This is a genomic window from Aromatoleum bremense (genome assembly GCF_017894365.1).
GTDB lineage: Bacteria > Pseudomonadota > Gammaproteobacteria > Burkholderiales > Rhodocyclaceae > Aromatoleum > Aromatoleum bremense.
In genome coordinates, this window is sequence record NZ_CP059467.1 from 4,150,020 (window position 1) to 4,168,254 (window position 18,235).

Genomic DNA, 18,235 nt, shown 5'->3' on the forward strand with positions numbered 1-18,235 from the left:
TTCAGGGCTCCGGCAAAGTCAGGGTGAAGACGCTGCCTGTACCCAGCGTGCTCGTACAATTCAGCTCGCCCCCGAGCAGCGCGGCGAGCTTGCGACTCAGATGCAGTCCGAGACCGGTGCCTTCGACTCCCTTTGTCCGCGACGCCTGCCCCTGGACGAAGGCTTCGAACAACGAGGAAAGCTCCTGCTCTCCGATTCCCGGTCCGGTATCGCTGACCAACAGCACAAGCCTGCGCTTTTCGCCCGAATCGTCGAGCGCCAGGTCGATCCGGACGCTGCCGTGCAGGGTGAACTTTATGGCGTTGCCAACGAGATTAATAATAATTTGACTCAGGGTGCGCCGATCGGTTTCGAAGACGATCGCTTCGACCGGCATCGCGACGATCAGTTCGAGCCCCTTTGACAGCGCCTGCGGGCGCAGCGAAGCAGCGATTTCGCCGACCAGCGCGCCGCAGTCGGTCGGCTCGAAATTGAGTTCGACCTTGCCGGCCTCGATCTTCGCGAGATTCAGCAAATCGTTGATCAGCGCCAGCAAGTGGCGCGCGTTGTTGCGGACGATCTCGAGCTGACGGGTCTGTTCGGAATTGAGCTCGCCCGGCAGCTTCATCAGCAGCGTGCCGGTGAAGCCGATGACGGCGTTGAGCGGCGTGCGCAGCTCATGGCTCATGCTGGCAAGGAAGCGGTCCTTCGCGCGGTTGGCCGCGAGTAGTTCGAGATTCTTTTCCTGCAGCGCCTGCTCGAAACCCCTGCGCTCGCTGACGTCGCGGATCGCACTCATGACGACCGGCGTTTCCTCGGTCTTCAGCGGGCTCAGGCTGATCTCGACGGGAAATTCCGCTCCGTCCTTGCGCAAGCCGTACAGTTCCAGCCCCGCGCCCATCGCCCGGGTGCGGGGAGCCGAAAAATAATGCGACCGGTGGCCCTTGTGCGCGGCGCGAAAACGCTGCGGCAGGAGGTCCTCGATCGGGCGCGCGCGCAGTTCGTTGGGATCGTAGCCGAAGAGCCGCTCGGCCTGCCTGTTCGCGATCAGGATGTGGCCCGTAGGATTGACGATGAGGATGCCGTCGGGCATCGAATCGAGCAGTTCCCGGAACTTCGATTCGAGCGACTTGCTGTCGCGTTGCACTTTCAGCTGTGTGACGTCTTTTTCCGAGAATAGCAGGTACAGTTCGCCCGGCGCCCCCTGCCCGACCTTGCCTGAAATGACGACGTACATTAGCGTGCCGTCGTTGCGCCGGCGCAAGGCCTCGAAGGTGCCGCGCCCGCGTTCGCTCGTTTCGGCGATGAAATGGTCTTGCTCCGCATCGCTGCCCGGCACTGTCACGAGCTCGTGGATCCTCGTGCCGATAGCTTCTGTGCGCGAGTAGCCGAACATCCGTTCGGCGCCGTCGTTCCACTCCAGCACCTTGCCCGCGTGATCGAGCATCATCAGCGCATCGGGGTCATCCGCGATCCATCTGTAATCGACCTGGTCGGGCATTGCTCCCTCCAAAAGGTGGCACGCCGGCCGCGAGGGGACCCCCTGCTGGAAAGCGAACCGCGGCCGTGGTGCACAGCTTATTCAGAAACGGGACGGCAGACCGTAACAAATCACCGCCCCGCGGATGAGGTGAGGCGAGGCGCGAGCGATCGTCAGCCTTCGAGTTCGCGAGCGCGGTCGATCGCCTCCTCGATGCGATCGACCGCGATCACCCGCATGTCGCCGAGCGGCTGACGCGGAGCGTTCGCCTTGGGGATGATCGCGGCGGTGAAGCCGAGCTTCGCCGCTTCCCGGAGCCGCTCCTGGCCGCGCGGCGCGGGACGGATTTCGCCCGCCAGCCCGACCTCGCCGAATACCACCAGTTCGCGCGGCAGCGGGCGGTTGCGCAGCGACGACACGATCGCCAGCAATACCGCCAGATCCGCGGCAGGCTCGGCGATTTTCACCCCACCCACCGCGTTGACGAACACGTCCTGATCGAAGCACACGACCCCGGCGTGCCGGTGCAGCACGGCGAGGAGCATCGCCAGCCGGTTCTGTTCGAGGCCGACCGACAGCCGGCGCGGATTCGGGCTGTGCGCCCCGTCGACGAGCGCCTGGATCTCGACGAGCAGCGGACGCGTGCCTTCCTGCGTGACCAGCACGCAGCTGCCCGACACCTGCTGGCTATGCTGCGACAGGAAAAGCGCCGATGGATTGCTGACGCCGCGCAGCCCGCGCTCGGTCATCGCGAACACGCCCAGTTCATTGACCGCGCCAAAGCGATTCTTGAACGCGCGCACCAGGCGAAAGCTCGAATGGGTGTCGCCTTCGAAGTACAGCACGGTGTCGACCATATGCTCGAGCACGCGCGGGCCGGCAAGGGTGCCGTCCTTCGTCACGTGGCCGACCATGATCATGCAGGTGCCGCTCTGCTTCGCGTGGCGGGTCAGCTGCGCGGCGCATTCGCGCACCTGCGCGACCGAGCCGGGCGCCGACTGCAGCACTTCGGAATACACCGTCTGGATCGAGTCGATCACCACGATGCGCGGGCGTTCGTCCCGTAGCATCGCCAGGATCCGCTCCAGGTTGATCTCCGCGAGCAGTTGCAACCCAGCGGGATCGAGTTGCAGGCGCTGCGCGCGCAGCGCCACCTGTTCGCCCGACTCCTCGCCGCTGACGTAGATCGCCTTGTGCCGGGCGGCCAGCACCGACAGCGCCTGCAGCAGCAGCGTCGATTTGCCAATGCCGGGGTCGCCGCCGATCAGCACGACGCCGCCCGCCACCAGCCCGCCGCCCAGCACCCGGTCGAACTCGTCGATCCCGGTAGGGGTGCGCGGCTCTTCGCGCGGCTCGAGATCGGCCAGCGTCTGCAGTTGCGCAGTACTGCCGGCCAGCGCCGCAAAACGACTGCCACCGCCGCCGGCTTCGGCCACGGTTTCGACGAGCGTGTTCCACGCCTTGCACTGCGGGCACTGCCCCTGCCAGCGCGGCGCCTGCGCGCCGCATTCGGTGCAGCTGAAGACCGTCTTCGCTTTTGCCATCACTCGCGTCCGGGCAAGGCTCTGGCCATCGCGGAGAGCTCCGCGACGGCGTGTTCCGCAAACGTCGTGATGAGGCTCGAGCGGAACTTGTCCTTCGGGATGATCACTTCGAGCGGCGTGTACTGCTTCGGTTCAAGCGGCACGGAAACCAGCCGCCCTTCCCCGATGTCGCGCTGGATCGCGGCAAACGACGCGATCGCAAAGCCGATGCCTTCGGCAGCCAGATATTTGACGGTCGCAAGGCTGCCGAGCTCGGCGCAGATATTGACTTCGTCGAGGCCGATTCCGGCTGCGGCGAAGAACTGCTCGGCCAGTTCGCGGATCGCGTTGCCCGGATCCCGCGTAATGAAAGCATGGTCGAGCAGATCGTGCGCGGTGAGCCGCGTCTTCGACGCGAGCGGGTGTCCCGGGCGGCAGATCACGAACAATTCGTCGTGCGCGGCGGTAAAGCGTTCGATCGCCGGCTGTTCCGCCACGATCTCGATCAGCCCGAGGTCGAGCTCCCGCGCCGCGACCCGGTCCTCCGTGAGCTGCGAATTGCCCACCACGACCCGTGGAATCACGCGCGGATATTTATGCTTGAAGCGCTCGAGCAGCTTCGGCAGCCAGTACGCGGCGATCGTCGTGCTGGTGCCGATGCTCAGCGTTCCGCCCAGTTCGTCGGTCAGCTCCGACACGCGCGACTCGAGCTCCTCCGACAGATCGAGGATCCGGTCGGCATACGCGAGCACGACTTCGCCGGCCGTCGTAAGGGTGACCTTGCCGTGCCCGCGTTCCAGCAGGCGGGTGTTGAAGTGTTCCTCGAGCTGCTTGATCTGGAACGTGACCGCCGGCTGGGTCATGAAAAGATGTTCGGCTGCGCGGGTAAATGAACCGTGCTTGGCCACCGCGCTGAATACCTGCAGCCTGCGATCTGCCATCCCCGCCTCTCCATAAGTCATGTTTATATACTGTATTAAACCACATGCCACCGCCCCGCTGGCTACCCTACCTGGTTGCGCCCGATCTCCGAACAGGGCAGGCCTTGTTTCGAATCAAAACAATTCAGCCCTGTCGTGATATAAACCGCCCTTTACTCGCGTGACGGCGCCTCCCTCCGATGCCGCTCGGCTTCTACATCATCATGGCAGCGCAGTTTTTTTCCGCGCTGGCCGACAATGCCTTGCTGATCGTTGCAATCGCGCTTCTCCGTGAAATGGCGGCCCCGGAACAATTCGAGCCGCTGCTGAAACTGTTCTTCACGGTTTCCTATGTCGCCCTCGCCGCATTCGTCGGCGCCTTCGCGGATTCGATGCCGAAGTGGCGCGTGATGCTGATCAGCAACACGATCAAGATCGGCGGGTGCCTGATGCTGTTCCTGGGTGCGCATCCGCTGCTCGCGTACGCGGTGATCGGTCTGGGCGCGGCGGCCTACTCGCCGGCGAAGTACGGCATCCTTACCGAATATCTCCCGCACCGGCTGCTGGTCGTGGCCAACGGCTGGATCGAAGGCCTGACCGTCGGCGCGATCATCCTCGGCACCGTGCTCGGCGGCCTCCTCATTCGCCCCGATGCATCGGCCTGGCTCGCGAGCCTGGACCTGCCGCTGGTCAACGGCACATTCAGCGCCACGATCGCGGTGATCGGCCTGTTCTACGTGGCGGGCGGAATCTTCAATTTCTATATTCCCGACACCGGCGTCGACCACAAGCCGCTCAAGAACAATCCGGTCTACCTGATCCATGATTTCAACCATTGCCTGAAGCTCCTGTGGCGCGACAAGCTCGGCCAGATCTCGCTCGCGGTCACGACGCTATTCTGGGGCGCCGGGGCGACGCTCCAGTTCATCGTCATCAAGTGGGCCGAACATAACCTGGGGTTCAATCTCTCGCAGGCCTCGATGCTGCAGGGCGTGGTCGCGATCGGGGTGGCGCTGGGGGCGGTGATGGCGGCGAAGATGATCAGCCTGCGTCGTTCCGTCAGCGTGATTCCGCTGGGAATCGCGATGGGACTCGTGGTGATGGCGATGGTCACCGTCACCCACGCGACGCTCGCGATGCTGCTGATGGTGCTCGTCGGCGCCCTCGCCGGATTTTTCGTCGTGCCGATGAATGCGCTGCTGCAGCACCGCGGCCATATCCTGATGGGCGCCGGGCACTCGATCGCGGTGCAGAACTTCAACGAGAATCTGTCGATCCTGGTGATGACCGGCCTTTATGCGGTGCTGATCATGTCGGGACTGTCGATCCACATCGTCATCGTGATGTTCGGGCTGTTCGTCGCGGGAATGATGCTGCTGGTCAAGTGCCACCACGAACGGAACCAGCGCGAATTCGATTCAGTCGCGCTGCTCGACGAACACAAGCACTGAGCAAGCCCTCCGCGACTGTTTTCGTCAGGCCGGCGTCGTTTTTTCCATCAGCTCCCGGGCAAAGCACAAGTCTTCCCAGACTTTCGCCTTGTCCCGCTGATTGCGCAGCAGGTAGGCCGGGTGGTAGGTCACGACCACCGGTGTCCCGCGATACCTGAAAACCTGTCCGCGTGCCGCGCCGATTGCCACATCGACGCCGAGCAGCGCGCGCGCCGCCGGACGACCCAGCGCAACCAGCAGGCGCGGCTGCACCAGTGCGATCTGCCTGGCGAGATAGGGCGCGCAGGCCTCGATCTCGTCGTTTCCCGGGGTGCGGTTGTGCGGCGGCCGGCACTTGACCGCGTTCGCGATATATACCCCTTCGCCCCGCTTCAATCCGATCGCCGCCAGCATCGCGTCGAGGAGCTTGCCGGCAACGCCGACGAACGGTTCGCCGCGCAGGTCTTCTTCCGCCCCGGGCCCCTCGCCGACGAACATCCAGTCCGCCAGCCGATCGCCGACACCCGGCACCGCCTGGCGACGCCGCTCGCACAGGCGGCATGCCGTGCACGCACGGATGTCGGCCTCGAGCGCTTCCCAGTCCAGGGTTTCGATCCGCCCGGCGCGCTCGTCCGTGGAATCGGCCGCATGGGCGACCGCAACGGGCGCCGGCTGCGGCGCAGGGACCGGCTGCGGCCGATGCGAGGCCTGTCGTTCCCGCGTGGAGACGTCGCCGGCTTCCCTCGCGGGCGGGCGCGCCGCAGCCGGTTCTTCCGGCACTGCTTCCGGCTCGTCCGCCTGCAGCGCCTGCGACGTTCCGCGCCGCCGCCACAGCGGCGCGAGGCCCATTTCGCGCAGTACCGCATCCCGACGCTCGTTCATAGTTCGAGCCGCATCACGATCGCGTCCTCGCGACCGCCCTCGCGGAGCGCGTAGTAGCCCTTGCGCCGTCCGATCGGCTGAAAGCCGTGCGAGCGATAAAGCGCGAGAGCCGCTGAATTCGAGGGGCGCACTTCGAGAAAGAACTGTGACGCACCGCATCGCCGCGCTTCGGCAAAAAGATGCCGCAGGAGGGCCGTGCCGAGCCTCGCGCCCTGAAACTCGCGCGCCACGCTGATGTTGAGCAGGTGCGCTTCATCCAGCACCATCAACATGACGGCATACGCAACGGGGGATCCGCCCACGCGCATCACCCATGCGCTATGCCCGGCAGCCAGCGAGTCAACGAAGTTTCCGCGGGACCACGGGAAAGTGTGAAGTACGGCTTCGTGGTCGACGACCCAATCGAGATCGCGATCGGTCATCGGGGAAAAATCGGACGCCGCGGCGTTCAAGCGCGTCCTCCCCGTGCGAGGCGTTCGGCCGTCGTGAGCGCGACTTTGTCGCGCACGTACAGGGGGACGGCGTATTCGGGCGCCAGCAGCCGGCCTTCGCGGACCTCGCGAGCCGCCAGCCGGGCAACATCCGCTGCCTGGGGAACGGCCGTCGAATTGCGGCCCCACAAGCGGGCGATGACGGACGCCGGAATGCCTGCCTCATGCACGCGCAGCGCCGAGCCGATGCCGAACCACAGTTCGCCGGCAGGCAAAGCCAGTTGCTGCGGCGGTGAGCAGACGGGAACCTGCACCTCGATCGCCCGTTCGTCGTCTATGCGGTATGCCGCCGAATACACTTCGCCCATGCGGGCATCGGTTGCGACGAAAACCGTGCTCCCTTCACCCTGCAACGCCAGCGCCGCGAGGCTGCATATCGGCACCACCCCGATCCCGGCTCCCATCCCGAGACCCTGCGCGACCCCGCACGCCAGCCTCAAACCGGTGAAGGCACCGGGTCCCGCGCCGAATGCGATCGCATCGAGTGTGGCGATCGGTAATCCGGCCTCCCCGAGCAGCGCCCGAAGCGTCGGCAGCAGGTACTCCGAATGATTGGCATGCCCTTCGAGGCGGCGTTCGACGATGTCGTCGTCGACCAGCAGGGCGACGCTCGCGTGTTCACACGAGGTCTCGATGGCGAGGATTTTCATAGGCCGGCATTTTACCGGCAGCGGCGGCCGACAAGTGAAATGAGCGTCGACGGAAAGTGTCTATCGGGCGGCAGCCCTTCGGCTCTCATAGACGCCACGCATCGCCTCGCGTAATTCCCGGTTCAACGCCTCGCGTTCATTCTGGGACAAGGGCGGCCGCTCACGCTCTGCGCCGGGGAGGTCCGCGCCGCTGATCAATGCGCGTCTGAGTTCGGCCCGGCGCAGATCCTTCGGGCTTTGCAGGGTGGCCAGCGGCTCCTCCGCGAGCACCCCGGGCACGGCTTGTGCGAATACCGGATCCCACGCGCCGAACGCCACGGCCATGGCCAGGATCGACAGTGCTGGTCCACGCCCCCACGCGTGCAGGTGAACCGAAGCCCCAGCCCGACAACCGGATGTCGCGGGATCTGATGCCAATCTCGGATGTGTCATGATGATGATCTCCAGCCTCTTCACGGGGGCGACTTTTGCGTACCCGAAAAATACTAGGAATTACCCGTGCCGTGGGAGATGTCCGTGCGCGTTTCGGACCATGCTGTAACGGGGTGTTGCCTATTCCACACCACCTTACGAAGCGTTACTCCGGTACCCGGCATGGGCTGCCGAAGCGCTAGCATGCCAAATGTTCAAAGGATAGGATGCGACTTATGAACGCTAAAATCCGATATAGAGTGTTACTCGTCGACGACGACGCGCGGCTGCGCGATTTGTTGTCGAGATACCTGCAGGAGCAGGGTTTTACGGTCAAGGCGGTGGTCGACGCGCCGTCGATGGACCGGGCGCTGCATCGCGAGCATTTCGACCTGATGGTGCTCGACCTGATGCTTCCGGGCGAGGACGGCCTGGCGATCTGCCGGCGCCTGCGTGCCGATGAAAACGCCATGCCGATCATCATGCTCACGGCAAAGGGAGACGATGTCGATCGGATCATCGGGCTCGAAATGGGTGCCGACGACTACCTTGCCAAGCCCTTCAATCCGCGTGAACTGGTGGCCCGCATCCACGCGGTCATGCGCCGCCAGCCGCCGAGCCTGCCCGGTGCGCCGACGAGCGAGGATGAAATCGTCAGCTTCGGGCGTGTGCGCGTCAATCTCGGCGTGCGCTCGCTGACGCGTGACGACGACGAGATCGCACTCACGACGGGCGAATTCTCGCTGTTGAAGGTACTCCTCCAGCATCCGCGGCAACCCCTGTCGCGCGACAAGCTGATGGAACTCGCGCGCGGGCGGGAGTACGGCGTTTTCGATCGGGCGATCGACGTGCAGGTGAGCCGGCTGCGCAAGCTCGTCGAGGACGATCCGGCGAAACCTCGTTACATCCAGACGGTCTGGGGTTTCGGCTATGTATTCGTTCCCGATGATACAAAAGCTGCAAGCGAGAGCTGAACATCATTCGCGTCCGGCCGGGTGGACCGGCATTCGTGAGGCCATCAGCCAGGCGGTGAACGATCTTCCGCCGCGCACGCTGCTGTGGCAGACCTTTCTGCTTATTGCCCTCCTGCTGACGCTCGCGCTGGTGGCCTGGTCGCAGATCTTTCGCCATTTCGAGGAGCCGGTGCGCGCACGCGATCTTGCGCAGATGGCGACGAGCGTCGTGAACCTGACCCGCACCGCGCTGATCAACGCGGACGTCGAGCGCCGTACCGAATTGCTCATCGACCTGGCGGCGCTCGAGGGGATCCGGATCTACCCGGCCGAACCTTCCGACGAACTCCTTCCGCTGCCCGACAACCGCGCCATGCATCTGCTGACCGAAGAGATTCGCCGCCAGCTCGGCGCTCACACGCGGTTTGCCTCGCGGTGGAAAACGCTCGACGGTTTCTGGATCAGCTTCAGGCTCCACCCCGAAGACAAGGAAGATTTCTGGGTCATGCTTCCGTCCGAGCGGCTGCAACAGACCGAGGCGATCGAGTGGCTGACGTGGGGAGGCGGTGCGCTCCTCGTCGCGCTGCTGGGCGCCTACCTGATCGTTTCCCGGATCAGCGTCCCGCTGCGCAACCTCGCCCGCTCGGCGCGCGTCGTCGGCAGCGGTCGCACGCCGCCGCACTTGCCCGAAACAGGCCCGCAGGAAATTGCCGCAGTGGCGAAAGCCTTCAACCAGATGGCAGGGGATCTCGCCCGCACGGACGCAGATCGCGCGCTGATTCTCGCCGGCGTCTCCCACGATCTGCGTACGCCGCTGGCACGCCTGCGGCTCGGCGTCGAAATGTCGGGGGCGCCGGAAACCGAGGTCGCCGCAATGGTGGCCGACGTCGAGGAGATGGACCGGATCATCGGCCAGTTCCTGGATTTCGGGCGCGGAGAACCGCAGGAGCCGATGGAGGCGCTCGACCTGCCGGGCCTCGTACGGGACCTCGTGGAACCTTATCGGTTGCGCGGCATCGATATACGCGCGGACCTGCCCGAGAAGCTGGTCCTGCCCGCCCGAAGCCTGTCGCTGCGGCGGGCGATCGCCAACCTCATCGACAACGCCATCCGCTATGCGGGCGAGAACCATCCCATAGATATCAAAGTGAACAGCACCGAGGGAGAGGCGACGATCGAAGTCGCGGATCGCGGGCCGGGCATTCCGGAGAGCGAAATCGAGAGGATGCGCCACCCCTTCACGCGGCTCGAGAACGCGCGCTCGAACACCAAGGGCGCCGGCCTCGGCCTCGCGATCATCGAACGCATCATCCGCTCGCACAACGGGCGACTGGACCTGGGGCGCCGCCTCGGCGGCGGATTGCTCGCGGTCCTGCATCTTCCGCTGGAAAAACGCCGTCTCGGCACGAGGATGCGCGGGCCCGAGCCGGATGACACTCCGGCATGAGCCCCCGCGTCCGGTCGTCGCTATCGGTACCGGCTGTCGCCGCGGCACTGCCGTCCTGCCCGGCGATCGGCGTTGATCGGCCAGGAGTCCATCAACCCAAAGCTCAGCCGGGTACAACGGACAAGTGGCTATAATCCTGCCGCATGAAAATTCTCTTCGATCTGCTCCCGGTCATCCTCTTCTTCGTCGCCTACAAGATCGCCGGCGCGAACCAGCCCTTCGCGCACGAGCTCGCGTCGCGCTGGCTCGGCGACGGCATTGTCGTCACGCAGGCCCCGATCCTGCTGGCAACCGCGGTCGCGATCCTGGCTACGGTCGCCCAGATCGCCTGGGTATGGATGCGGCACCGCAAGGTCGACACGATGTTGTGGATCAGCCTGGCCATCATCGTGGTGTTCGGGGGTGCGACGCTGTTTTTCCACAACCCCACCTTCATCAAGTGGAAGCCGACCGCGCTGTACTGGCTGTTCGGCGGGACCTTGACGGTATCGGCCGTGATGTTCCACCGCAACCTGATCCGCAAGATGCTCGAAGCCCAGGTTCGGCTGCCGGACCCCGTCTGGGGACGCCTCAACCTCGCATGGGCCGGGTTTTTCATCCTCATGGGCTTTCTCAATCTGTACGTTGCATACAACTTTTCCGAAGAAACCTGGGTCAATTTCAAACTTTTCGGCGGCATGGGCCTGATGCTGCTGTTCGTTCTTGGCCAGGGCTTCTATCTGTCCCGACATATCCAGGAGGAAACCACCTGATGCTTTACGTACTTCTCGGCGAAGACGCGCCGGGTTCGCTTGAGGCGCGCATGAGCGCCCGTCCGGCCCATCTGGCCCGGCTGGAGGGATTGCGCGACGAAGGACGCCTGCTGATGGCAGGCCCGATGCCGGCGATAGACTCCCCGGATCCCGGCCCGGCCGGTTTCTTCGGCAGCCTCGTCGTCGCCGAGTTCGCCTCGCAGGGCGAGGCCGAGCGCTGGCTGGCCGACGATCCCTACGTGAAACAGGGCGTGTTCGCGCGGATCACCGTGAAACCCTTCAAGAAGGTGCTGCCTTGACCACGATTGACCAAATCCGCGAACGCCTTGCGGTGCTCGATCCGGTGTCGATCGAGATCGACGATGACAGCGCGTTGCACGCCGGCCATGCGGGAGCGAGAAGTGGCGGCGGCCATTATCGTCTGACCATCGTCGCCGAGTGTTTCAAGGGCAAGAACACTGTTGCCCGTCACCGCCTTGTCTATGACGCGCTCGGCGATCTGATGCGCACGCGCGTGCACGCGCTCGCCGTCCGCGCCCTGACGGCCGATGAAGCATGAATTCAACCCACCCGGAAGGAACCTTGATGAAACGTTTTCCCAGCCGCCTCGCCCTCGGTCTCACGGCCGCCCTGTTGGTCCACGCAGCGGGCGCGGCTACCCCGGTTGCGACCGTAAACGGCGCCCCGATCCCTTCGTCCCGCATGGACGTCATGATCAATGAGCAGCGTGCGCAAGGCGCCCCCGACGGCGCGGAACTGCGCGAGGCCGCTCGCGAGCAGCTCGTCCGCCTCGAAGTGCTTGCACAGGAAGCGGCAAAGAAAGGCCTCGACAAGAAGCCGGAAATCCAGGCTCAGATGGACCTCGCCCGCCAGGGTGTGCTGATCCGCGCGTACATGCAGGACTTCGTCAAGACCAATCCCGCCACCGATGCCGATCTCCGCAAGGAATACGAAAGCATCAAGGGCCAGATGGGTTCGAAGGAATACAAGCCGCGTCACATCCTCGTCGAAACCGAAGAGGAAGCGAAAGCGATCATCGGCAAGCTGCGCGCCGGCGAGAAGTTCGAGGCGCTCGCCAAGGCGTCGAAGGATCCCGGCTCGAAGGACAAGGGCGGCGAACTGGGCTGGAGCAACCCGGGGATGTTCGTCAAGCCGTTCTCGGAAGCGATGGTCAAACTCGAGAAGGGTCAATACAGTGCGACGCCGGTGAAGAGCGATTTCGGCTATCACGTGATCCAGCTCGACGACGTCCGCGACCTGAAAGCGCCTGCTTTCGAAGAGGTCAAGCCGCAACTCGAACAGCGCCTGCAGCAGAAGAAAATCGAGAAGCACGTCGCCGACCTGAGGGCCAAGGCGAAGGTCGAGTAACCACGACCGGGCGTGATAAGGGCCGGTTTCTGCACAGGCAGACCGGCCCTTTCGTTTCAAGGCGGGCGCGGCACAGCCGCGCCGCCATCAAGTCACGTTCAGAAGTGCGCTTCGTCGAGAGCCAGCGCGCCAGCGGCCCCGTTCACCACGGCGTACGCCAGCGCCGGAGCGAGCGACAGGACGTGGTCGGCGTAAAAACGCGCCGTCACGATCTTCGTCCGGTAGAACACATCGTCCGACCCGGCCGTGATTCTGGCCTGCGAGGCCAGCGCCGCGCGCGCCATTTGCCATCCGCCCCCGACGATGCCGAGCAGCTTCAGGAAAGGCACCGAGCCGACCGAAGCCGCCTTGATGTCGTTGTTGTACGTCGCGAGGATGTAGTCCACCGCCGCCTCGACCGCCGCGATGCCGGCGTCGAGCGATTTGCGGATCGCCGCAAACGCTTCGCCCTGCTGGTCGGCAAGTTGCGTCTGGACGGCACGCATGTCGCTGATCAGCGCTCTGATCGTCACGCCGTTCTCACGTGCGATCTTCCGCCCAATCAGATCGTTCGCCTGGATTGCCGTCGTGCCTTCGTAGATCGTCGTGATCCGTGCGTCGCGCAGATGCTGCGCCGCCCCGGCCTCTTCGATGAAGCCCATGCCGCCGTGCACCTGCACGCCCGTCGATGCGATGTCGATCGAATTCTCGGTGCACCATCCCTTGACGACCGGAATCATCAGGTCGACGAAAGCCTGCTTCTGTGCCCGCACCGCAGCGTCGGGATGCCGATGCGCGAGGTCGGTCGCCGCGCCGACGACGTAGGCAAGTGCCCGCATCGCCTCGGTCTGCGATTTCATCGACATCAGCATGCGGCGCACGTCGGGGTGATGGATGATCGACACCTTCGGTCCGCCGCGCACCCCCGCTTCGGGGCCCTGCACACGATCCTTCGCGTAGGCCAGGGCATGCTGGTAAGCGCGCTCGGACAACGCCAGGCCTTCCATGCCGACTGCAAAGCGCGCCTCGTTCATCATGATGAACATGTATTCGAGGCCGCGGTTCGCCTCGCCGACCAGCGTGCCGATGGCACCGCCGTTGTCGCCGAACGCGAGCACGCAGGTCGGGCTCGCGTGGATGCCGAGCTTGTGCTCGATCGAGACGCACTGCACGTCGTTGCGCGCGCCGGGCGTGCCGTCGGCATTGAGCAGGAACTTTGGCACGACAAAGAGCGAAATCCCCTTCACGCCTTCGGGCGCGTCGGGAAGGCGCGCAAGCACCAGGTGAATGATGTTGTCGGTCAGGTCGTGCTCACCATAGGTGATGAAGATCTTCTGCCCGAAGAGGCGGTACGTGCCGTCGCTCTGGGGTTCGGCGCGCGTGCGCACCGCAGCCAGATCGGAACCCGCCTGCGGCTCGGTGAGGTTCATCGTGCCGGTCCACTCGCCGCTGATCATCTTCGGCAGGTAAGCGGTCTTCTGCTCGTCGCTGCCGCGCAGCGCGATCGCCTCGATCGCACCGTTGGTCAGCATCGGGCACAGCGAGAAGGCCATGTTCGCCGCCTTCCACATTTCCATGACGACAGTCGAGAGCAGCTTCGGCAACCCCTGGCCGCCGTATTCCGGATCGCCTGCGACCGCAGTCCACCCGGCCTCCGAGAACTGGCGATAGGCCTCTCTCCAGCCGGGCGCCGTCGTGACCTTGCCATGATCCCACTTCGCACCCTCCTGGTCTCCGATCCGGTTCAGGGGCGCCAGAACGCCGCTGGCGAACTTGTTCGCTTCGTCCAGGATCGCATCGACCAGGTCGCTCGACACCTCTTCGCAGCCAGGAAGCTTTGCGACTTCTTGCAGTCCGGCCAGTTCGTGCATGACGAACTGCATGTCGCGAACAGGTGCAGTGTATTGGCTCATTTTTCTAACTCTCCAGTACTTTGTTGTAATTTGCGGCTCTTGCTGCCGCATCGGGTTACTTGTCGATCAGATAGCGGCGGTCATCGAACGCCACCACCCAGTCGGGCCGGTACACCACTATCAGCGTGATCGCCGCCCCGCTCATCCAGGCCTCCGCAAAACCGAGCAACAGGAGGTAAGGAAGATAATCGCTGGCCAGAAACGCAAATGAATAGGCACTGCCCGCTACCATCGCCGCGGCTGCAAGGACTCCCTGCAGCATCGCCGTGACCGCAGAGCCGATGAATGCCACGACGAAGATGAACACGAACAAATGCGCCGGCAGGCGACGTTCCACCGTGCGCAGCCACAGTTGCGCGGCGAGCACCGGCGCTACGCCCATCAGCAGGAAATTGAGCGGCCAGGCTTGCCACTCGAGGGCCCCGTTCAGGGTAATCCCGGCCAGCGCCAGCCCCAGCGCGACGATCGCGAGCCGGGGACCCAGCGCGAGGGTGGTGGCCATTGCGCCGAGCAAATGGAGATTCAGGCCGGGCTTGACGCCGGCCCTCAGGCTCCACAACAGGATCAGGCTTACGACGAAGCCGAGCAGCAGGTTCAGCTGCGCCGGCGCTGCGAGGTGTTTCCATCGGATCGTCGTGGCGAGGTGATGGAACACGAACAGCGAAAGGATGAGCGAAATCCAGTGCCAGGAGGCGGGGAACAGCGAGACAGGGAGGTCCAATCTCGCTGCTCCCCGTGCGGGTCCGGGTCCGGATCCGGTTTCGCTCGCGCGGCGTCAGCCTACCGCGTTGGTCAGCTCGGGGACGATCTCGAACAGATCGCCAACGAGCCCGTAGTCGGCGACCTGGAAGATCGGCGCTTCCGGATCCTTGTTGATCGCGACGATGACCTTCGAGTCCTTCATGCCCGCCAGGTGCTGGATCGCGCCCGAGACGCCGACCGCGATGTAGAGCTGCGGCGCGACGATCTTGCCGGTCTGGCCGACCTGGTAGTCGTTCGGGGCGAAACCGGCATCGACCGCGGCGCGCGAGGCGCCGAGCGCGGCGCCGAGCTTGTCGGCGAGCGGCTCGAGCAGCTTGTGGTAGTTCTCGCCGCTGCCCAGACCCCGGCCGCCGGAGACGATGATCTTCGCCGCACCCAGTTCGGGGCGCGCGCTCTTCGTGAGCTCGCGCCCGACGAGCTTCGCCACACCCAGGTCGGGCCCCGCGACGAGTGCTTCGACCGCGGCGCCGCCCTCATTTGCCACTGCCGCCGCTTCGAAGGCGGTCGTGCGCACCGTCAGCACTTTCACGCGATCGGCGCTCTTGACGGTCGCCAGCGCGTTGCCGGCGTAGATCGGGCGCTGGAAAGTGTCGGCCGCTTCGATCGCGACGACGTCGGAGATTTGCGCGACGTCGAGGAGTGCCGCCACGCGCGGGGTCACGTTCTTGCCGTACGAGGTGCCGGGCGCGACAAGGTGCGAGTAGTCGCCGGCCTTATCGGCGATGAGAGCGACGACGAGCGCCGCGACGTTCTCGGCGGTCTGCGCGTCGTAGTGCGCGGCATCGGCGACACGCACCTTGGCCACGCCAGCGAGCTTCGCGGCTTCTGCCGCGGCCGCAGCGCAGTTCGCGCCCGCGACGAGGACATGCACTTCGCCTCCCGCCGCCTTGCCCAGCTCGGTGGCCGCGGCCACGGCGTTCAGGGTCGCGGCCTTCAGGCTCGCATTGTCGTGTTCAGCAATAACCAGAATCGCCATGTTCAGATCACCTTCGCTTCGTTCTTGAGCTTGTCGACGAGCTGCGCGACGTCGGCGACGCGCACGCCGGCGCTCCTCTTCGCCGGTTCGACGACTTTCAGCGTCGCCAGGCGCGGTGCGACATCGACGCCGAGTTCGGCGGGCTTGACCGTGTCGAGCGGCTTCTTCTTCGCTTTCATGATGTTCGGCAGCGTCGCATAGCGCGGCTCGTTCAGGCGCAGGTCGGTCGAGACAACCGCCGGCAGCTTGATTTCGAGGGTTTCGAGGCCGCCGTCGATCTCGCGCGTGACGGTCGCAGCACCATCGGCAACGACGAGCTTCGACGCGAAGGTAGCTTGCGGCCAGTTCATCAAGGCGGCCAGCATCTGGCCGGTCTGGTTCGAATCGTCGTCGATCGCCTGCTTGCCGCAGATCACCAGCTGCGGGGCTTCCTTGTCGCACAGCGCCTTCAAGAGCTTTGCGACGGCGAGCGGCTGCAGTTCAGCGTCGGTCTCGACGAGGATGCCGCGGTCCGCACCGATCGCCATCGCCGCGCGCAGCGTCTCCTGGCACGCGGCGACGCCGCAACTCACCGCCACCACTTCGGTCGCAATACCGGCTTCCTTCAGCCGCACCGCTTCTTCGATTGCAATCTCGTCGAACGGATTCATCGACATCTTCACGTTGGCGATATCCACGCCGGTGCCGTCGCTCTTGACGCGCACCTTGACGTTGTAATCGACCACGCGCTTAACGGGTACCAGGATCTTCAATGCCGCGCTCCTTAATCTATCTGGTCAGTGTTTTTATGGGTCCGGGCATTATGTCACTGCCCGAAATCGAATGACACCTTGACCGCCGCTCAAAAAAATCGTTCCATACGCATCGGTATGGATGCGTACGGTAGCGTATGGTCCAGGATTCGTCAATACTATCCCGTATGGAAAACGTCGTGAACAAACCCCGGGTTCAACTCGACCGCGATGCATGGGTCGTTGCCGCCACCGACGTGCTCGCCGAGGAAGGCATCGCCGGTCTGCGCGTCGAGGTGCTGGCCAAGCGCCTGAAAGTCACGAAAGGAAGCTTCTACTGGCATTTCCAGGATCGGCGCGACCTGTTGATGGCCGTGTTGCAGACCTGGCGCGACGGCCGGATCCGCGACATCGTCAAGCAGACCCGAGCGGACCCCGGGCGCGAGCTGGAGCAGATTTACTACGTCATCGACATCTACAGCACAAGCCGCAGCCGCCGCGGCGCGATGATCGAACTGGCGGTGCGGGACTGGGCGCGGCGCGATCCGGAAGCCGCGGCGATCGTCGCCGAAGTCGACGACATCCGCCTGCGCTGCGCGCGCGACCTGTTTCTCGCGTGCGGCGTGCCGATGGAAGAAGCGTCGAGCCGCTGCATGCTGCTCTATGCCTACGTATTCGGTATTTCGCTGATGATCTATGACAAGTTCGACAGCGACGTGGCGCGCGTCAAGCGCGACATCGCCGATCTCATCGCCCAGTCCGCAAACATGACGAAAAGGCAGTCGGCCTAAAGCCTTCCGGCAAACACCGAAACTGCGTTGCGGCCCGTTGCTGCAATCACCTCGCCGACCGGAATCCCCCTCAGGTCGGCGAGAATCCGGGCATAACGCAGCAGGTTATACGGTTCGTTGCGCCGCCCCTGCGCCCAAGCGGGGGACATGTCCGGCGCGTCCGTTTCGAGAACGACCGCGTCCAGGGGCAAGGTCGCCGCGAGTGCACGGATGCGCCGTGAGCCGTCGAAACTCATCGCCCCACCGAAACCCAGCTTGAAGCCCATCGCGATGAACGCGTCGGCCTGCTGCCGGCTGCCATTGAAGGCATGCGCGATGCCACCGCGCACCCCCCCGTGTCGCAAGTGCTTGAGGATTGCGTCGACCGCGCGTCGCACATGCAGGATCACCGGCAACTCGAAGCGGCGTGCGAGCTTCAGTTGCGCGACGTAGAACTGCTCCTGCCGGTCCCTGTTGCGCTCGTCGCCGGCAACGAGGAAATCGAGTCCGATCTCGCCCACGGCGATGGCGTCGCCCTTGCTCAGACGATCCTCGAGAATCGCCAGATCGTCAGGCCCTGCAGCGTCGACGTATAGCGGATGGATGCCGCACGCATACCGGATGTCGGGATGCGCCGCGGCGAGCGCCGCGACGCGATCGAAGTTCGCGACCTCGACGCCCGGGACGACAAAACGCGCTATGCCGGCCGACCGGGCCGACGCGAGCACGGCCTCGCGGTCGTGCTCGAATTCCTCGGCATCGAGGTGGATATGGGTGTCCACAAGCATCGGGGTGTCGACAGGCACCGGCACGCCCGT

The 18,235-nt window shown here is 64.7% G+C and carries 20 protein-coding genes; 8 read left to right on the forward strand and 12 right to left on the reverse strand.

Annotated elements, in window-relative coordinates:
- Window position 1: 1 nt before the first annotated feature.
- The 3 genes from pbN1_RS19565 to pbN1_RS19575 form a co-directional block, all read right to left on the reverse strand.
- Complete coding sequence (locus tag pbN1_RS19565; protein WP_169201029.1) at window positions 2-1,480, reverse strand: PAS domain-containing sensor histidine kinase; 1,479 nt, start codon at window positions 1,478-1,480, stop codon at window positions 2-4.
- 152 nt (window positions 1,481-1,632) lie between these two features.
- The gene (gene radA / locus pbN1_RS19570) at window positions 1,633-3,003 is read right to left on the reverse strand and encodes a DNA repair protein RadA (RefSeq protein ID WP_169201030.1); all 1,371 of its coding nucleotides are present in this window, start codon (window positions 3,001-3,003) and stop codon (window positions 1,633-1,635) included.
- Window positions 3,003-3,923 (reverse strand): LysR family transcriptional regulator, encoded by a 921-nt coding sequence (locus pbN1_RS19575; protein ID WP_169201031.1) that lies wholly within the window; start codon window positions 3,921-3,923, stop codon window positions 3,003-3,005. The genes radA and pbN1_RS19575 overlap by 1 nt, the downstream gene beginning before the upstream one ends.
- 179 nt (window positions 3,924-4,102) lie before the next feature.
- Between pbN1_RS19575 and lplT the strand changes: the two genes are divergently transcribed.
- Window positions 4,103-5,353, forward strand: a complete 1,251-nt coding sequence (lplT, locus tag pbN1_RS19580; protein ID WP_169201032.1) for a lysophospholipid transporter LplT — start codon at window positions 4,103-4,105, stop codon at window positions 5,351-5,353.
- A gap of 24 nt (window positions 5,354-5,377) precedes the next feature.
- Here the strand turns inward: lplT and pbN1_RS19585 are convergent, their stop codons facing one another.
- The 4 genes from pbN1_RS19585 to pbN1_RS19600 are packed head-to-tail and all read right to left on the reverse strand — an operon-like array spanning window position 5,378 to window position 7,679.
- Window positions 5,378-6,214 (reverse strand): uracil-DNA glycosylase, encoded by an 837-nt coding sequence (locus pbN1_RS19585; protein ID WP_169201033.1) that lies wholly within the window; start codon window positions 6,212-6,214, stop codon window positions 5,378-5,380.
- On the reverse strand, window positions 6,211-6,666 hold the full coding sequence (gene rimI / locus pbN1_RS19590) for a ribosomal protein S18-alanine N-acetyltransferase (protein ID WP_244857043.1): 456 nt from the start codon (window positions 6,664-6,666) through the stop codon (window positions 6,211-6,213). Before rimI ends, pbN1_RS19585 begins: the two co-directional genes overlap by 4 nt.
- The gene (gene tsaB, locus pbN1_RS19595) at window positions 6,663-7,355 is read right to left on the reverse strand and encodes a tRNA (adenosine(37)-N6)-threonylcarbamoyltransferase complex dimerization subunit type 1 TsaB (RefSeq protein WP_169201034.1); all 693 of its coding nucleotides are present in this window, start codon (window positions 7,353-7,355) and stop codon (window positions 6,663-6,665) included. Before tsaB ends, rimI begins: the two co-directional genes overlap by 4 nt.
- Before the next feature lie 60 nt (window positions 7,356-7,415).
- Window positions 7,416-7,679 carry a hypothetical protein gene (locus pbN1_RS19600; RefSeq protein WP_169201035.1) on the reverse strand — a complete coding sequence of 88 codons (264 nt, stop codon included), beginning with the start codon at window positions 7,677-7,679 and terminating at the stop codon, window positions 7,416-7,418.
- A gap of 323 nt (window positions 7,680-8,002) precedes the next feature.
- Here pbN1_RS19600 and ompR point away from each other — a divergent pair, with 323 nt between their 5' ends.
- The 6 genes from ompR (at window position 8,003) to pbN1_RS19630 (ending at window position 12,286) form a co-directional block, all read left to right on the forward strand.
- A complete protein-coding gene (gene ompR, locus pbN1_RS19605; protein WP_053421820.1) occupies window positions 8,003-8,740 on the forward strand; it encodes an osmolarity response regulator transcription factor OmpR in 738 nt (245 codons plus the stop codon).
- Complete coding sequence (locus tag pbN1_RS19610) at window positions 8,697-10,166, forward strand: ATP-binding protein (protein ID WP_244857044.1); 1,470 nt, start codon at window positions 8,697-8,699, stop codon at window positions 10,164-10,166. Before ompR ends, pbN1_RS19610 begins: the two co-directional genes overlap by 44 nt.
- A gap of 143 nt (window positions 10,167-10,309) precedes the next feature.
- Window positions 10,310-10,918, forward strand: a complete 609-nt coding sequence (locus pbN1_RS19615) for a septation protein A (protein ID WP_169201036.1) — start codon at window positions 10,310-10,312, stop codon at window positions 10,916-10,918.
- Window positions 10,918-11,217: a YciI family protein gene (locus pbN1_RS19620; protein WP_169117110.1), complete on the forward strand. Its 300-nt coding sequence runs from the start codon at window positions 10,918-10,920 to the stop codon at window positions 11,215-11,217. Before pbN1_RS19615 ends, pbN1_RS19620 begins: the two co-directional genes overlap by 1 nt.
- Entirely contained in the window at window positions 11,214-11,477 is a 264-nt protein-coding gene (locus pbN1_RS19625) for a BolA family protein (RefSeq protein WP_169117109.1), read from the forward strand. The genes pbN1_RS19620 and pbN1_RS19625 overlap by 4 nt, the downstream gene beginning before the upstream one ends.
- A 26-nt stretch (window positions 11,478-11,503) precedes the next feature.
- On the forward strand, window positions 11,504-12,286 hold the full coding sequence (locus pbN1_RS19630; RefSeq protein ID WP_169201037.1) for a peptidylprolyl isomerase: 783 nt from the start codon (window positions 11,504-11,506) through the stop codon (window positions 12,284-12,286).
- A gap of 98 nt (window positions 12,287-12,384) precedes the next feature.
- On the opposite strand, the gene pbN1_RS19635 is transcribed toward pbN1_RS19630, so the two are convergent.
- Genes pbN1_RS19635 through pbN1_RS19650 form a run of 4 tightly spaced genes read right to left on the reverse strand, consistent with a single transcriptional unit; the run spans window position 12,385 to window position 16,668 of the window.
- The gene (locus pbN1_RS19635; protein ID WP_169201038.1) at window positions 12,385-14,178 is read right to left on the reverse strand and encodes an acyl-CoA dehydrogenase; all 1,794 of its coding nucleotides are present in this window, start codon (window positions 14,176-14,178) and stop codon (window positions 12,385-12,387) included.
- 55 nt (window positions 14,179-14,233) lie between these two features.
- Complete coding sequence (locus pbN1_RS19640; protein WP_169201039.1) at window positions 14,234-14,899, reverse strand: energy-coupling factor ABC transporter permease; 666 nt, start codon at window positions 14,897-14,899, stop codon at window positions 14,234-14,236.
- A gap of 54 nt (window positions 14,900-14,953) precedes the next feature.
- Window positions 14,954-15,916 (reverse strand): electron transfer flavoprotein subunit alpha/FixB family protein, encoded by a 963-nt coding sequence (locus pbN1_RS19645; RefSeq protein WP_169117105.1) that lies wholly within the window; start codon window positions 15,914-15,916, stop codon window positions 14,954-14,956.
- 2 nt (window positions 15,917-15,918) lie between these two features.
- Window positions 15,919-16,668 (reverse strand): electron transfer flavoprotein subunit beta/FixA family protein, encoded by a 750-nt coding sequence (locus pbN1_RS19650; RefSeq protein WP_169201040.1) that lies wholly within the window; start codon window positions 16,666-16,668, stop codon window positions 15,919-15,921.
- Window positions 16,669-16,835: 167 nt separating this feature from the next.
- Between pbN1_RS19650 and pbN1_RS19655 the strand changes: the two genes are divergently transcribed.
- Window positions 16,836-17,438 carry a TetR/AcrR family transcriptional regulator gene (locus pbN1_RS19655; protein ID WP_169117103.1) on the forward strand — a complete coding sequence of 201 codons (603 nt, stop codon included), beginning with the start codon at window positions 16,836-16,838 and terminating at the stop codon, window positions 17,436-17,438.
- Here the strand turns inward: pbN1_RS19655 and pbN1_RS19660 are convergent.
- The gene (locus pbN1_RS19660) at window positions 17,435-18,205 is read right to left on the reverse strand and encodes a TatD family hydrolase (RefSeq protein ID WP_169117102.1); all 771 of its coding nucleotides are present in this window, start codon (window positions 18,203-18,205) and stop codon (window positions 17,435-17,437) included. The two genes, pbN1_RS19655 and pbN1_RS19660, sit on opposite strands and share 4 nt — an antisense overlap.
- Window positions 18,206-18,235: the final 30 nt, after the last annotated feature.